10 protein-coding genes and 1 pseudogene are annotated in these 16,003 nt (G+C 48.9%); 8 read left to right on the top strand and 3 right to left on the bottom strand.

Annotated features, from left to right (window positions below):
- Window positions 1-134: 134 nt before the first annotated feature.
- Complete coding sequence (locus H6F59_RS10670; protein WP_190698774.1) at window positions 135-1,283, top strand: alanine--glyoxylate aminotransferase family protein; 1,149 nt, start codon at window positions 135-137, stop codon at window positions 1,281-1,283.
- A gap of 224 nt (window positions 1,284-1,507) precedes the next feature.
- On the opposite strand, the gene H6F59_RS10675 is transcribed toward H6F59_RS10670, so the two are convergent.
- Window positions 1,508-3,082, bottom strand: a complete 1,575-nt coding sequence (locus tag H6F59_RS10675; RefSeq protein ID WP_190698777.1) for a DEAD/DEAH box helicase — start codon at window positions 3,080-3,082, stop codon at window positions 1,508-1,510.
- A gap of 215 nt (window positions 3,083-3,297) precedes the next feature.
- Here H6F59_RS10675 and H6F59_RS10680 point away from each other — a divergent pair, with 215 nt between their 5' ends.
- The 7 genes from H6F59_RS10680 (at window position 3,298) to H6F59_RS10710 (ending at window position 12,418) form a co-directional block, all read left to right on the top strand.
- Complete coding sequence (locus H6F59_RS10680; RefSeq protein WP_190698780.1) at window positions 3,298-4,260, top strand: aldo/keto reductase; 963 nt, start codon at window positions 3,298-3,300, stop codon at window positions 4,258-4,260.
- Window positions 4,261-4,586: 326 nt separating this feature from the next.
- Window positions 4,587-4,874 (top strand): YkvA family protein, encoded by a 288-nt coding sequence (locus H6F59_RS10685; RefSeq protein ID WP_190523317.1) that lies wholly within the window; start codon window positions 4,587-4,589, stop codon window positions 4,872-4,874.
- A complete protein-coding gene (locus H6F59_RS10690) occupies window positions 4,874-5,731 on the top strand; it encodes a metal ABC transporter permease (protein ID WP_190698783.1) in 858 nt (285 codons plus the stop codon). Before H6F59_RS10685 ends, H6F59_RS10690 begins: the two co-directional genes overlap by 1 nt.
- A 96-nt stretch (window positions 5,732-5,827) precedes the next feature.
- Window positions 5,828-6,697 carry an ABC transporter permease gene (locus H6F59_RS10695; RefSeq protein ID WP_313887181.1) on the top strand — a complete coding sequence of 290 codons (870 nt, stop codon included), beginning with the start codon at window positions 5,828-5,830 and terminating at the stop codon, window positions 6,695-6,697.
- A 259-nt stretch (window positions 6,698-6,956) separates the two neighbouring features.
- On the top strand, window positions 6,957-8,942 hold the full coding sequence (locus H6F59_RS27320) for a TylF/MycF/NovP-related O-methyltransferase (protein WP_190698785.1): 1,986 nt from the start codon (window positions 6,957-6,959) through the stop codon (window positions 8,940-8,942).
- 108 nt (window positions 8,943-9,050) lie between these two features.
- Complete coding sequence (locus H6F59_RS10705; protein WP_190698788.1) at window positions 9,051-9,923, top strand: methyltransferase domain-containing protein; 873 nt, start codon at window positions 9,051-9,053, stop codon at window positions 9,921-9,923.
- A complete protein-coding gene (locus tag H6F59_RS10710) occupies window positions 9,920-12,418 on the top strand; it encodes a glycosyltransferase (RefSeq protein ID WP_190698791.1) in 2,499 nt (832 codons plus the stop codon). The genes H6F59_RS10705 and H6F59_RS10710 overlap by 4 nt, the downstream gene beginning before the upstream one ends.
- A 135-nt stretch (window positions 12,419-12,553) precedes the next feature.
- Here the strand turns inward: H6F59_RS10710 and H6F59_RS10715 are convergent, their stop codons facing one another.
- Both H6F59_RS10715 and H6F59_RS10720 read right to left on the bottom strand, forming a co-directional pair.
- On the bottom strand, window positions 12,554-14,035 hold the full coding sequence (locus H6F59_RS10715) for a VCBS repeat-containing protein (protein ID WP_190698794.1): 1,482 nt from the start codon (window positions 14,033-14,035) through the stop codon (window positions 12,554-12,556).
- Between the two features lie 719 nt (window positions 14,036-14,754).
- A pseudogene (locus H6F59_RS10720) lies at window positions 14,755-15,625 on the bottom strand (IS630 family transposase).
- Window positions 15,626-16,003: the final 378 nt, after the last annotated feature.

Below are 16,003 nucleotides of genomic sequence, written 5' to 3' on the forward strand. Positions count from 1 at the left end.
TGCTACCCTAACCAGCGGCTGATTCAAACTACGTTGGCTACTTCTTACAACACCTAAAAGAAAATTCTCACCCTCTAACCCTTGTTGGTAAGCTGGAGGTTTGTTCTTCGATCGCAGAGTTGGGGCAGTAAGGCATGGATAACAAGTTGATGCTGATGATTCCGGGGCCGACCCCGGTACCCGAGCAGGTGCTGTTGGCCATGGCCAAGCACCCCATGGGCCACCGTAGCGGCGAGTTTAGCGCCCTGATGGGCGAGGTGACTGAAAACCTCAAGTGGCTGCACCAAACCAAAAACGATGTGCTAGTGCTCTGCTCCAGCGGCACCGGGGCCATGGAAGCCGGTATCATCAACTTTCTCAGCGCGGGCGACAAGGTGCTGGTGGGCAACAACGGCAAGTTTGGCGAACGCTGGGGCGAAGTAGCCCGCGCCTACGGCCTCGACACCCACGAAATTACCGCTGAGTGGGGCAAACCCCTCAACCCTCACGACTTCAAGGCAGCCCTAGAGGCTGACACCGCTAAAGACATCAAAGCGGTGATTATTACCCACAGCGAGACCTCTACCGGGGTGCTCAACGATGTAGAAACCATCAACCGCCATGTCAAAGCCCACGGCGCGCTAATCATGCTGGATGCGGTGACTAGCCTGGGAGCGATCTCGGTACCGGTGGACGAGTGGGGTCTAGATGTGGTGGCCTCGGGTTCCCAAAAGGGGTACATGATTCCGCCGGGGCTGGCCTTTGTCAGCGTCAGCGCCAAGGCTTGGGAAGCCTACGAATCGGCTACATTGCCCAAGTTCTACCTCGACCTCAAGCCCTACAGCAAAGGGGCAGCCAAGAATACGACTCCATTTACCCCCCCGGTCAACCTATTTTTTGCCCTGCACGCGGCTCTGCAAATGATGCAGAAAGAGGGGCTAGAGGCGATCTTTGCTCGCCACGATCGCCAAAAGCGAGCCACCCGTGCCGCCATGGCCGCCCTAAACCTGCCGCTGTTTGGCGCCGACGACTGCGCTAGCCCAGCGATCACCGCCGTCATGCCCCAGGGAGTCGATGCCGAGCAAATTCGCTCGGTGATGAAGAAGCAGTTTGACATCGTCTTAGCTGGGGGCCAAGACCACCTGAAAGGCAAGATCTTTCGGATTGGGCACCTGGGCTTTGTGAGCGATCGCGACATTCTCACTGCCGTCGCATCCCTAGAAGCCACCCTGACCAAGCTGGGCTACGATCAGTTTACCCCTGGGGCTGGGGTCAACGCCGCTGGTCAAATTCTGTTGGCTTAGACTTACCCTCAAAGGCCCTGGCTAAATCGCTTAACGCAGATTTGCCATTCGTTGAAAGCTGCCAGGGCCGCCCTCTTTCCCAAACTCCTGCACAATTCAGTCCTGGCGTTTGCCAATGCGCTTTGCGCTTTTTGGTAGGGTGCATTCGTGCAAAGCACAATGCACCTAAAGGGGTTATGTCGAGAGGTGGTGCATTCGCGCAGCAATGCACCCTACGTTCGTCGTTAAATAGTCTGGCGTAGATTCGCCATTCGCTGGAAGCTGCCGGAGCCGCACTCTTTCTCAAACTCTTGCACAATCCAGTCCTGGCGTTTGCCGATGCGCTTGGCGCTTTTTTGCAGGTATTCAAAGTACTCCAGCATCTGTGTGGGGGTGGGCCGAGGGCCAAGGATCGAACCCAAGCACCAGGTATCCTTGGGTCGGCGACCGCAGTGCTCCCAAAACGATCGCTCCGCCCAGGTTGGCGCGTTGCCACGCATATAGGCGCGGCGGCGGTGGCTGTGAAACAGCTCTACCAGGGTAGGAATGTCGTTAATCTGGTGAGCCTGGTCGGCGGAGTAAATCTCCACCATATCCTCCAGATTGAGCGGGCGCTCACTAATCCACTGGTGGCCGCAGTCGGGGCATTTGGCAATGAACGACAGCACAATGCGCCCGCACTGAGGGCAGGGTTTCGTCGGTGGTGGATTGCCCCCCTCGCTGTTTTTTTGCTCCTGGACGGGCAGGTGGTAGTCCTTAATGTCTTCGGGAAAGCCCAAGCGCTCTAAGTTGCCTGCTTGGTCGAGGATGATGCCGTACTGCTTGCCCGTCTGGGGTGAAATCCGCATCACTCGGCCAATTTGTTGCAGGTGCAGGGCGCTCGACTGGGTGGGCCGCAGCATTAGCCCTACCTCCACGCTGGGTTCGTCAAAGCCGATGCTGATCACATTGCAGGAGGTGAGCACCAGGATCTTTTCTTCCCGCAGCTCGCTGTACATGCGTTTGCGGTCTTTGATCGGGGTGCCGCCTTCTACCGTATCAGCAGTGATGCCCGCCGCGCGAAAGGCATCGGCCACATGGCGGGCGTGCTCGAGATCCACACAAAAGGCGATCGTGCGCTTGCCGGGGCAGAGGCGCTGCCACTCGCGGACGATTTTTTCGATTAGCTCGGGGCGATCGCAGGCATTCTTCAACCCGACCTCGTCGTAGTCGCCCCGCACGGTCTTGACTTCCTTCAGGTTGACGACCCCGTCGGGAGGCATGCTGTAATACTTCATTGGGGCCAAAAAGCCCCGCTGTTGCAGGTCGCTGGGCACGGGCGAGGCTACCAGGGTATCCATAACGTCGCCCAGCTGCTCTTTGCCCAGGCGCTTGGGGGTCGCGGTCATCACCAGGTGTACGGCGTTGGGAAAGGTTTTGAGCACTTTTTTACCCACCTGGCTAAACAGGGTAATGTGGCCCTCGTCGTAGAACACCACATCGGGCACCCACTGCTTCCACCATTGCCGCTTTGACATGGTTTGAATGCTGGCGATCTGAATGGGAGCATCTCGGTTCTCTTCCCAACCCGCTTTAATGAAACCGCAGTTGAGCCCAAAGGATTCCATCTTTTCGTAGGTCTGGCCCACCAGCACATCGAGATGCACCAAAAACATTAGCCGCTTCCCTGCCCGCTCGGCATGGGCGCAGATTTGTCCACTAATCACGGTTTTGCCCGCCCCAGTACCGGCGATGATCGCTACCCGCTTGTGCCCTTCGTTGAGCTTGCGGTAGAGGTCGTTGATGAGGTCAACTTGATAGGGGCGCAGTTGGGGAGGCATGAGGAGTGGATGGGTGGGCGGGTAACTGGGTGGATGGGTGAATGATTGGCTTTTTGGTTTCGAGCGTTCACAAGATATTCGATAACTGTCACCTACCTGTCACCCAACATCCCCTCAATAATAAACGGGTACTACCTTTTGCCCTCTTGATCAAGAGCGCCAGTGGCAACGGCGCTATCATGCAGGTAGCCAAATCCAGGGACGAGCGCTTGAGCATGGAAACTCGCAAGTTGGGCAACACTGATATTGAGATCACACCGCTGATTTTTGGTACTTGGCAGGCGGGTAAGAGCGGCTGGGTCGGCATAGAAGACCAGGATGTGATTGACGCGATGCAGGCGGCGCTGGATGAGGGGATAACCACCTTTGACACGGCGGAGGTCTACGGCAACGGCTATTCTGAGGAGCTGGTGGGCAAGGCGCTGGTGGATCGGCGCGACCAGGTTGTGCTAGCTACCAAGGTCTTTGCCAACCACCTCAAAGCTGACCAGGTGATCGAGGCTTGCGAGAAGTCTCTCCAGCGCATGCAGACCGACGTGATCGACCTGTACCAGATCCACTGGCCGTCGGGGGCGTTTAAAAGCGAGGTGGTGCCCATTGGTGAAACCATGGGAGCGCTGAACCAGCTGAAGGAACAGGGCAAGATTCGCGCGATTGGGGTGTCGAATTTTTCTAAGGCGCAGATCGAAGAGGCCATGCAGCACGGGCGCATTGACAGCCTCCAGCCGCCCTACTCGCTCTTTTGGCGTGGGGTGGAAACCGAGCTGTTGCCCTACTGCGTGGAGCATAACCTGACGATCCTCTCCTACTCATCCCTGGCTCAGGGGTTGCTCACCGGCAAGTTTGGCCCCGACCAACAGTTTCCCAAAGAAGACATTCGCAGCAAAAACAAGCTGTTTCAGCCGCCGATTTACGACAAAGCTCAGGCTGCCTTAGAGAATCTGCGCCCCATTGCCGATCGCTACAACACCACTCTGGGAAATTTGGCCCTAGCTTGGCTGATTGTTCAACCTCAGACCACAGCGATCGTCGGAGCGCGCAACACGGAGCAGGCCGTGGAAAATGCCAAGGCAGCAGCGATTGCGCTCTCTGTGGAAGACTTGGCAGCGATCGACGCCATCAGCCGCACCGTGACTGACGACCTACCCACTGACCCAGTAATGTGGGCCTTTGGTTAAAGGACTGTCTCTATCTTGGCCCTCGATGTGCCCATTTCCCTGAAGATGATTCGCCAACGCCTTCGCGCAGGAACATTCGAGCGGCTTGCTCTGCTTCGCCTTTGCGGTGCAGGCGTTGCAGCGTTGGGGGGCCACCGCGATCGCTGAGTTTGACGGTGGTGGTAGTGGTGGCGATTCAAAAGGCGCAGGCTTTGCGCTCTCTAGAGGAAACAGAAATCCACAGTAGTTTCGCTGCGAGGTTGTCCGCAGAAAGCACCTAGGCGATCGCCCAAGAGATTGTATTAAAGTAGTCGGTGACGAGTCCCGGCCCTTCTCTTCGTCTCCCCATGAAAATTCCGTTCTTTAGTCGTCTCTACAGTGGCCTATTGAAGCATCCCCGCTACCGCTGGGTCGTCATGGGTGCGTCGCTCATTTACCTGCTGAGCCCTATCGACATTTCTCCCGACTTCATTCCCGTAGCGGGCTGGATTGACGACGGCGTAGTGGCCACCTTGCTAGCTACTGGCATTACCCAGGTCTTGCTCGATCGCCGCCAGACCCTAAAAGCTCAGAAAACCCTGGCCGACAATGCTACCAGAGTGACATCTCTGCCTACCGACCCCAAGAATTCCTGATGGACTGGTTGCTTGACCCGCTCAGCTACGACTTTATGCGTCAGGCGCTGCTGGCCAGTCTGCTGGTGGGTATCTTGTGCCCAGTGGTTGGCACCTATCTGATCGTGCAGCGCATGGCCATGCTTGGGGATGTGGTAGCCCATGGGGTGCTGCCGGGTCTAGCGATCGCCAGCTTTTTCAACCTTCCAATTCTGCTGGGGGCCTTCTCCATGGGTCTGTTTAGCACCGCCGTTATTACCTGGATTCGCACCCAGTCCCGCATCAAAGTCGATACGGCTATGGCCATTACCTTTTCTACCTTCTTTTCCCTGGGCATCACCCTGCTGACGGTGTTTCGCAGCCGTGTTTCCCTAGAACAGCTGTTGTTTGGCGATATCCTGAGCATTAGCCCTAGTGATGTCTGGCAAATTGCTGCGATCGCCGGACTAGTGCTGGTAGGCGTAGCCCTGTTTTACAAAGAACTGCTGTTCTTCACCTTCGACCCGCTTGGCGCTGAAGCCCTAGGATTGCCCGTCAATACCATCAACCTTGGCCTGATGGCCGGTATAACCCTAGCCATCATCGCCGGTATGAAAACTGTAGGCGTAATTTTGGTTGTGGCCCTTATGGTTGGCCCTGCTGCCACCGCCTATCTGCTGGTCAAAGAACTTCACTGGATGATGCTTTTAGGCGCAGCCCTGGGAGTGCTTTTTGGGGTCGTGGGCATGTACAGCAGCTACTATTTAGATATTCCGTCGGGGCCTGCGATCGGTCTGACAGTGTTTGCAGGATTTTTGTTGGCTCTGCTGTTTAGCCCCCGCCAGGGAATTGTAGGGCGATGGGTTGCGGCAATACCCAGGCAGTCACCGGGTACCTAAACCACACCAAGTTGGTGTCCACACCTGCCAGCTGGACAAGGGTCAAGTTGCGGTATGGTGTCTGTGGTTTAAGTCTTATCGTTAAGGTTAGCTACGGTGGCGATTGTCCTGACCCCCCTAAAAGCCCTATGGCGCAAGAAAACCCTAATTAAGCGCTGGCTACCCCTGGACGATGCCCAATGGGCAAAGCTGAATCTACTCAAAACTTTAGTTCAGCGAGACTTAGAGGCGCGCTATAAAGGCTCTATTTTAGGCAAGCTTTGGCCCCTGCTCCACCAGGTGTCGCAGCTGCTGATCTACACTTACGTGTTTGGGGTTGTGCTCCAGCTTAGGCTCAGTTTAGCTGGGCTACCAGAAGACAATTCCTTTATCTTTGGGCTGTGGCTGTTTGCTGGTTTACTTCCCTGGCTGGCCTTCAGCGGCGGACTGTCCCAAGCTGCCACGTCGGTTATCACTCAGTCCAACCTGGTCAAGAAGGTTGTCTTTCCGCTTACTCTGCTGCCCCTAGTGCCCATTCTCTCTAGCTTTATTGAAAGCACCTTTGGTCTCATGGCGCTGATTACCTTTGTGGTGCTGGCCACTCAAAAGCTGCATCCGACCCTACTATTGCTGCCTCTGGTATGGTTACCCCAGCTCTGTTTAACTGCTGGTCTAGGGTTTTTAACTGCTGGTCTGTCGGTATTTTTGCGCGATATTCCCCAAACCCTAGGGGTTATTCTCAACCTGTGGTTTTATGCCACACCGCTTATTTATCCAGCTAACATGATTCCTCAGCCGTTTCAAAGCTGGGTGTTTTGGCTCAATCCTATGGCAGCCATAGGCGAGCTATATCGAGATATGATTTTAACGGGCACCGTGACTCACTGGAGCGAGTGGGCCGTGGCAACGATTGTATCCCTACTGATTTTGCTGGGTGGCTTCTGGTGTTACCGCAAACTACGGCCTGCCTTCGCTGACGTGCTGTAGCGCGATCGCAAAAATCACGCTCTGGAAGAATTAGCCGTGCTTTTTGTGAGCATTGTGGTCTGTGGTCTTGCCAGAGCGTGACAACTTCAACATTGAGGTTTGGCTGATCCTACCTCCGACTAGGATAAAACAACCAAGGGCAGAAAAACTGGCATAACAGAGCCTCGGCTAAAGAACTAAAGTCACCACTGAATGTTCAGGGCACGAATAAGGTATGCGTTAGCGGTAATTGACCAAACAGGAAGGATCTTGGAGAGTGATGACTAAGGAGATTGTGATTTCGCTACAAAATGTATCTAAGGTGTATAAGCGATATTACCAGCCCGTAGATCGTTTGAAGGAAATTTTGCTGCCTGGAAAACCTAGAGCAGAAGAGTTTTGGGCACTGCAAAATGTCAACATGGAAATTGCTCAGGGCGAGTCGTTGGGCATCATTGGCCGAAATGGATCGGGTAAAAGTACTCTGCTGCAAATTATTGCAGGCACCCTCACCCCAACGACGGGAGAGGTAAAGGTCAACGGACGAATGTCAGCGCTACTAGAGCTAGGTAGTGGATTTAATCCAGAGTTCACAGGACGGCAAAACGTATTTTTTAATGGTCGCCTTTTAGGATTAACCCAGGAAGAAGTTGAGGGTAAGTTTGATGAAATTGCTGCCTTTGCTGACATCGGTGATTTTCTTGATCAGCCAGTCAAAACTTACTCTAGTGGTATGTTTATCCGCTTGGCCTTCTCGGTAGCGGTTAACGTTGATCCTCAGATCCTGATTGTAGACGAAGCTCTAGCCGTTGGAGATGTTTTTTTTCAGCAAAAGTGCTTTGGCAAAATGCGGCAGCTAAAGGCATCGGGTAGCAATTTACTATTTGTTTCCCATGATTCCTCGGCAATCTACAAACTCTGCAGTCGGGCAGTACTTTTAGAAAATGGGCACTTAATTCTAGATAGTCAGCCGAGGCAGGTGATCGATTTATACGAAGCCAAAGTCTTGAAAGAAGCAGACCAAGACTCTGACTCTCTAGGCGTCAACATGATTTTTGAGACTAGTCAACCCAAAGATAATCCTGACCTACAGGATGTAATTGAAGGAATGCCAGAGAACGTAGAAGAGATAAAACTTCATCGATCAGACGTTACTATCCGCTCGGTTCAGCTTTTGAATGGTGAAGGGAAAACTATTCGAACCCCTGCTATTGACCAGCCTGTTAGGCTGGTGATAAATATACAGTTTCACAAAGCCTTTGAAGATCCGCACGTAGGATTTAAAGTTCGCGATCGCACAGGCTTAGACTTGTTTATGACGAACACCTACATCATGAACAAATCATTAGGGGCAGTTACAGCTGGTGAAATTATAGAAGTAGGCTTTAGCTTTTCTATCTCCATAGGTGAAGGTGCTTATACAGTAACCATTGGCGTAGCTGATAGTGGTTACGGTGAAGGCTCATTTCGCACGATTCTTATTTATGCACACAACGCCTTATCCTTTAAAGTGCTACGAAACCCTGAGAAACCAGTATGGTTTGGAATTGCAAGCCTACAACCAAAGTTGACGGTAAAGCGAAGCCAATCAACAATTTCTCATTCGAATGAGATTCCATCGCTAGAAATAATTACCCCATTGCCGCCAGCTAAGGCTTATGTAGACGATCAGCTGTTTGCCTTACTTCAGCCATACACGCTGTGTAGCCGTGGTCGCCTTGAAAATATAGCCCGACTTTCCGCGCAGCTCAACAACCAAAATATACCCGGCGACTTTGTTGAATGTGGAACGTATAAAGGTGGTTCTGCGGCTCTACTTTCGAGATTTTTAAATTTGGAGCGGCAGCTTTGGTTATACGACAGCTTTCAAGGAATGCCGCCTACCTCTGCCAAAGATGGAAAAGATGCCGCCAATTGGGTCGGAAAATGTGTGGCTGAAATCAGTGACGTCAGAGAAATCTTAGGCTACGTCTCAGCACCCGTAGAAAAATGTCATATCAAACCGGGTTGGTTTCAAGCAACTTTCCACCAGCCTTTGCCGAAACAGGTTGCACTGTTACACTGCGATGCAGATTGGTATGAATCGGTTATTCTTGTTTTGAACACATTCTATGATCGCATTCCAAGAGGCGGATGCATTATTCTCGATGACTTTGGCTATTGGCAGGGATGCCGGGAAGCCTTCTATGATTTTTGCAAGCAGCGGGATGAGAAACCCTTGTTAGAGCGTGTTGGCTCAACTCAAGCATACTGGATTAAAACTTAATTACGCGATCGTTAAGTACCATACTGAGACTCTCCTCATCATATTCTTGAAACTGTTACTTAGTGCAAGTCAATGGTAGTTAAGAGCCCCCTAACTAATTGCGATAATGTGACTCTCTTGAACAAATTTTCAAGGGAAAAGATTATCAGCGACTGGCAAGATTCCTTTCAAATAGATGTTAGTGCGGATCTCAAAGCTTATCCAACCTTTCAACTATATCGATGTAATATCACCGACCTACGTTTTTTCTACCCTTTGGATATTTTTGGTTCAGCTCAGTTATACGAAAATCTTATGAAATTTGAGTGGTACTACATGGCTGAAAAGTGGGAGTACCAGGTCGCGCTTCAGGACTTACAAGAGAACAGCAGAATCCTAGAAATAGGTTGTGGTCATGGTCATTTTGTACGTCAGGTAAAAAATATGGGCTTTCAAATTGAAGGAATTGATTATAACGAGAAGGCTGTGCTTGATGCTCAGATAAGTGGCCTTAATATTCATCAGTCATCAATCGCAGATATTTTGGCCAAAGGAAAATTTCAATACGATTGCCTTTGTGCCTTCCAGGTTTTAGAACACTTACCCAATCCATTAAAATTTCTTACAGATTGTATCGACCTTCTGAAATCAAATGGCTTATTATTGTTGAGCGTACCTAATGCGAAGAGCTTTCTAAAGTACCAATATAATTTACTTGATATGCCTCCTCACCACATGGCTCAGTGGTCCGTCAAGACTTTCCGCGCTTTAGAAAAACTTTTGCCGCTGAGACTTGAAGCTACTCGTTTCGAACCCTTAGCTGACTATCACATTGCTGGCTACGTCCAGGCGAAAGAAAATGAGTTTAAGAGTGTTTTATCTCGATTACCAAGTTCCTTAGCTACTTCGATGATAAATAACTACGAGAAAGCCTTAAGAAGGGGACTAAATAGATATACAAGAGGGCAAAGTCTGTACGTTAAACTTCGGAAGCGGAAATGAGATACCTAAATTTAGGATGTGGCAATCACTTTCATCCAGACTGGGTTAACATAGACTTCCAGTCAACTGGAACTGATGTTATTACTCATGATCTGCGTAAGCCAATCCCTTTTGCAGACAATACTTTTGATGCCGTTTACCATTCTCATCTTCTAGAACACTTTTCTCGATCCGAAGCTAAGCCTTTTCTGCAGGAGTGCTTACGAGTTCTTCGTCCAGGTGGTGTGCTTAGGATTGTTGTACCAGATTTAGAACAAATAGCCCGCGAATATTTGCGAATCTTGGAAGAAACAGAAAATGGTTTTGAGAAGACCGCCCATGACTATGACTGGATTTTGTTAGAAATGTATGACCAGGCTGTTCGTCATCAACCTGGAGGTGACATGGCCAAGTATCTCTCGAAAAACCAGATTCCTAACGAAGATTACGTCATCAAGCGTTTTGGCTATGAAGGGCAGACGCTTATAGAAAACTTAAAAGGCAAAAATTTAGAAGATTCTCAAAACCAAGCGATTTCAGAAAATACTAATGAAGCTGCATTGGCAATCGGACATTTTCGTTTAGGTGGCGAAGTTCATCAATGGATGTACGATGGCTATTCTCTACGACGGTTATTAAGAGAGTCTGGATTCAACGATGTTGATGTTTATGATCCATCAGAATCACAAATTCCAAACTTCTCTAACTATTATTTAGATGTTCTAGAGAATGGTCAGGTTAGAAAACCTGACTCTTTATTTGTGGAAGCTAGTAAACCCAATGATGTTGTAGACTCCTGGACTTTTGGGACTGAGAACTCTCAAGAAATACTAAAAACAATACAGATCGTGACTTACGACATACAAGGAGGAGCAGCTCGGTCTGCGTATCGACTACATCAAGGACTACGCTTGATTGGTCAAGACTCCTTGATGTTAACCAGATATCGAAAGTCAGAAGATCAGTTTGTATGCTCAGCATCAGACTTGAGTCTAGCAAGCGTTCTCCCAGACGAATACAGTCTCTACGCAGAAATTCAGCTTAACTACATAGATAATAATCGTACTGACCTTTCAAACACTTTATTTTCGTATCCTTATCCAGCTATTGACCTAGCGAATGTTGAGCAGGTTAAACAGGCTGACATTTTAAATTTACACTGGGTTGCTTGGTTTCAATCTGCTAAAACTATCGCTTCACTTTTAGCTTTAGGTAAACCTATTGTGTGGACCCTGCACGATATGGCTGCCTTTACAGGTGGCTGCCATTATTCTGCTAGATGCGATCAATATCAAGCTGATTGTAGTGAATGTCCTCAATTAAAAGCAGATAAGTATAATTTACCTGCTTTAATTTTAGAAGATAAGCTTCAACATCTATTGCCTTATTCAAATCTGACTATTGTGACACCTAGTAAATGGTTAGCAGAGTGCGCTCGCAAAAGCTCCTTGTTTCGGAATAATCGTATTGAAGTGATACCTTATGGTTTAGACATTGAAGTATTCAAACCCATTCCTAAAGAAATAGCTAAACGTCACTTAGGCTTACCCAAGGATTCAGTAGTATTGCTTTTCGGTGCTGACTCCAATGGGGAAAAACGAAAGGGATTTGAGCTTCTACTTGAAGCACTATGTCAATGCTTTGAGAACTCTCTAGTTCAGCAAAAGCTACAAGAAGGTCAAATCAGGATCTTAAATTTTGGCCATGGTTGTTCTAGTTTAGACAGCCTAGGATTTCCTATTACGTCTCTTGGCCACATAACTTCAGACGAAGAACTAAGCTATATTTATTCTGCATCAAACGTTTTACTACTTCCTTCTCTAGAGGACAATTTGCCGAATCTTATGTTAGAGTCTATGAGCTGTGGAACACCTGTTTTTGCATTTTCGACAGGTGGAATGAAAAGCTTTATAAAAGATAAAAAGACAGGAGTTCTAGTATCTCCTGAAGATATTCTCGGTTTCTCCGAAGCAATTTTAGACATCTTGCTTGATCCTGAAAAATATTTATGGATGGGTTCGAAAGCGCGTTCGGAAATTGAGGAAAATAATTCCTTAAAACACCAAGCAAATCTATATACGGATCTTTATCTAGACTTGTTAAATAATTATCAAAAATCAGACGTTCATAAAAAACAAGAATCTGAGAGATCTATTTATAGTGAAAGATCGGGCCTACGTGATGTCGCTATTGAGTCGGGACGCATCGCTTTATTGAAAGAGCGTCAACTTACTCATGATCTCCGACAAGAAGTTATAGATGCCCAAATTAATCTTCAGCAAGCTAAAGAGACTTTTCAGCAAACTCAAATTGACCTGCAACAAACTCAGGCTGATCTCCAGCAAACTCAGGCTGATCTCCAGCAAACTCAGGCTGATCTCCAGCAAACTCAGGCTGATCTCCAGCAAACTCAGGCTGCCATATTAAATATGGAGATGAGCAAGTTTTGGCAAATACGAAAAATTTGGATTTTAGTGAAAACCTCAATACATGAAAAGTTCTTTAAGTCTGATTAGGTGATAGTTGCTATTTAAGACGCCTAGTTAGGATACGCTAAGTGCGTATCCTAACTAGGCATCTTAAATTTCCTAATTCACTAACACGGGTTGCAATAACCCTTATCATGCCTGAATTGTGTTTCTATGTGCCCGTTAGACGGGAATAGATTCTCCAGTTGGGTTAGGCTGTGCAAAGAATCCACCGCCAATAATATCGGGGCCATCCATAAGCCAAGCAGCCTTTGTTCCAGTACTTGATGTCCAATAGATATCAGTGTTGCTATCCCCGTTTAGCTCCCGGAATTCAAATTGCCAACCATTCTGGCCTGCAATTGGGGCATCAGGCAAGAAGCCACCATCGATAATAGTTGACCCATCCATGAGCCAGATGGCGAACTGGTCATCAGGGGTGTTGTTCCATAAGATATCAGTCTTGCCGTCGCCGTTGAAGTCGGCAAAGAATGAATCCCAATCTTCGCCACTGGTGCCGGTTTTAGGCGATGTGGGTAGAAAGCCGCCATTGACAATGGCGGGACCGTCCATTATCCAAACTGCTTTGGTGCCGTTAACAGAGTTTTCCCACAGAATGTCGGTTTTGCTATCGCCATTAAAATCGCCAAAGGCAGTATCCCAATCGTTGGGGTTGCTGCCAGAAATCGGTGTTGATGGCAAAAAGCCGCCATTGACGATGTTGGGGCCATCCATGATCCAGGTCGCTTTTTCTCCAGTGGTATTATTCTGCCAGAAAAAGTCAGTTTTGCTGTCGCCATTAAAGTCGGCGAAGTCAAAAGACCATTGTGTAGCAAGTTGTTCTGGCCTAGGACTTGTCTGTAAAAAGCCCCCATTGACGATGTTGGGGCCATCCATGATCCAGGTCGCTTTTTCTCCAGTGATATTATTCTGCCAGAAAAAGTCAGTTTTGCTGTCGCCATTAAAGTCGGCAAAGTCAAAAGACCATTGTGCAGCAAGTTGTTCTGGCCTAGGACTCGCCTGTAAAAAGCCCCCATTGACGATATTAGGACCATCCATTATCCAAATAGCGACTTCCCCAGCATTAGTGATAGACGTTGTACTCTTGCGCCATAGAAAGTCGCTTCTACCATCGCCGTTGAAATCTACTCCTGTAGAAAAATCCCACTCTAAGGGATTTTGGCCTACTCCCGTTCTAGGTGCGCCCTGTAAAAAAGCCCCATTGATGATGCTGGTACCCTGCATGTTCCAGATGGCAATTTCAGTACCATCCTCTCTACGCCAGAAAATATCGCTGGTGCCATTGCCATCAAAATCGAGCTTAGGAGCTGGATAACCCTCTGTGAAGAGCCAACCATAATCTCCAAAAGGGGTATAGCTTGACCAGTCACCGTAGGAAAACTCGATATCCCAAGCGGTGGGAGAATCTGTACCTCTAGGGGAAGCTGGCAGAAACCCACCCCCAACAACGTTGACGCCATTAAAAATCCAGATGGCTACCTGACCGGCATTTGAGGTCGAGGTTTCTAATCTTCGCCAAAGAATATCATTAATACCATCTCCGTTAAAGTCGGATGAGGCAGTGTCGCTGAAGAACTGATCGTTCTCAGTAATCTGTCGCCAGTCGGTGGGGCCGTCCTGTACGCCGTAGGATGTATTTGGCATGGGTTTTCTCCAAAATCAAGCATCTACACACATCAAATGTTGTCAGAAATGACAATATGCCTTTGAATTTTCTAAATGCGCTTTCAGTAAGATCTAGGCAATTTTGGTAACGTCAAACGCTACATGATAAGCCCTAAGCTTGTTATGCTGTAGACGTCGCCGTGCCCTCGATCGCATCACTCGGTGGAGCGAACCCGGTGAAAGCATGCAATAAAAATCTTTAGAGAACACACTATGACACTGTACTACTCTACTGATGCGCTAGGTTTTTATATCTAAAAAAGTAAAACAATCTTTTCATTGCCTTACTTAAGTACATGTTATATAGAAGAGCGCTCGCATACGTGTTAGGCACTAGATAGCCGAATTCTTTTAGGGCACCTCGAAAAATATAATTCTTACTAGGAATAAAACAAGACTTCAATAGTTTTGGGCTCCAAGAATTCGCAATAATGCAATTAATCGAGGTGCCTTTTACATTAACAAGTTTCTAAGATAGCTTGTCCAGCGATCACCTTGACACTTAAGTGTGCATTCTTCTCAATCAGCTTTTTCTTGGCCCCCCGTAGATTTGACCAACATCAGAATCCTTCATGAAAAACTCTATTTCGTCAATCATCATGTCAGAGGATATTTGAAAACACAGAGCTGGGGTATCGAAAGCGTCATGCTACGCAGTTAGCTTGAGAGGATGTTTGCTATTGCCAACAATGAGGTAGTTAGGACAGTTTTCTGAAGGCATCATCGACGGCATCCCAGAGGGTGTCAAAGGCGCTGAGCGTCTTGCGAAGATGGCGTTTTAACCGTGCCCAAAATTTTTCAATCTTGTTGAGGTCTGGAGAATAGGGTGGTAGGAACAAGACGGTGCAGCCAACTTGCTCAATCAAGTTCTGCGTGTGCTGAGATTTGTGGAAGCTAGCGTTGTCCATCACGACAACCTGACCCGGGCTCAGTTCAGGAACGAGGTAACGCTCAACCCATGCCTCGAACAGGCGTGTGTCGCAGTGTCCTGAATAGGTCATCGGGGCGAGAACCGCTCGATTGCACCAGCCTGCCACCATGCTGATGTGCTGGGTTCTGTGACCCAATTTGAGGGCATGAAAGCGCTCTGAGCGAGGGCAGTAGCCGTAGGGATAGTCTTCGGTATCATCGACCCCTGCTTCGTCGAGATACACTACCTGAGTCGGGTCAACCTGCGCTAGTTGCTTAGAAAGACTCGGCGTTTGGCCTCATTGCGCTCGCGGTAGCCATAGGTCTTTTTTTACGCGTAAACCCAATGCGGCGAAGCGCTTTGCCTATAGTGACATCGCTAATCGGCTCAAGCCAACGCTCGGCCATCTGTTGCTGGGTAAGATGACCATGAGTTTGAGCAAAGGCCCGGAAGGCCTCTAAATCGTTGACCTTGGGGTGGGGCCCCCGGTGATACCCCCGCACTGGCGAGGCACTGCCAGTAGCATCACGGCGTTTAAGCCATAGGTCAAGAGTGTTTCGGCTGATGTTAAATATCCGACTGACCTGGCTTTTCTTCTCGCCTCGGTCAACGGCAGCAAGCACTTTCTCACGCAGGTCATCACTATAAGCGGCTGGCATTAGGAGTAGTGGTACGGCAAACACACTTTCCCATCTATATTGTCCTAACTACACCTTCGACTGCAATAAGTCTTATTTCTTGTAGCGGAAGTGGGGATCCCCCTAAATCCCCCTTAAGAAGGGGGACCCTTACCCCCCTAAGAGGGGCAAGGGGGAGCAGCAGGTGACTAAAGCTACAGCAAATCACTTTTCAAACGCCCTCTGATGCCTTTGATACATGCTCTGCGTTTCCAAATGTCCTCTAAGACCATCATATTGGGATAGGACTGCAACAGCTGATGGGCCAATCGCAGCATGGGCACATACCGATGAGTACTGACGGTGGCACTGGGATGCTCCAAAACTCGCCACAGCAAGGGCACCGCTTGTTCACAACAG

It is taken from the genome of Nodosilinea sp. FACHB-141, assembly GCF_014696135.1.
Classification (GTDB): Bacteria; Cyanobacteriota; Cyanobacteriia; order Phormidesmidales; family Phormidesmidaceae; genus Nodosilinea.

Coding starts and splice junctions, on each gene's coding strand:
- H6F59_RS10670 (WP_190698774.1), top strand. CDS start 135: ATGGATAACAAGTTGATGCTGATGATTCCGGGGCCGACCCCGGTACCC.
- H6F59_RS10675 (WP_190698777.1), bottom strand. CDS start 3,082: ATGCCTCCCCAACTGCGCCCCTATCAAGTTGACCTCATCAACGACCTC.
- H6F59_RS10680 (WP_190698780.1), top strand. CDS start 3,298: ATGGAAACTCGCAAGTTGGGCAACACTGATATTGAGATCACACCGCTG.
- H6F59_RS10685 (WP_190523317.1), top strand. CDS start 4,587: ATGAAAATTCCGTTCTTTAGTCGTCTCTACAGTGGCCTATTGAAGCAT.
- H6F59_RS10690 (WP_190698783.1), top strand. CDS start 4,874: ATGGACTGGTTGCTTGACCCGCTCAGCTACGACTTTATGCGTCAGGCG.
- H6F59_RS27320 (WP_190698785.1), top strand. CDS start 6,957: ATGACTAAGGAGATTGTGATTTCGCTACAAAATGTATCTAAGGTGTAT.
- H6F59_RS10710 (WP_190698791.1), top strand. CDS start 9,920: ATGAGATACCTAAATTTAGGATGTGGCAATCACTTTCATCCAGACTGG.
- H6F59_RS10715 (WP_190698794.1), bottom strand. CDS start 14,035: ATGCCAAATACATCCTACGGCGTACAGGACGGCCCCACCGACTGGCGA.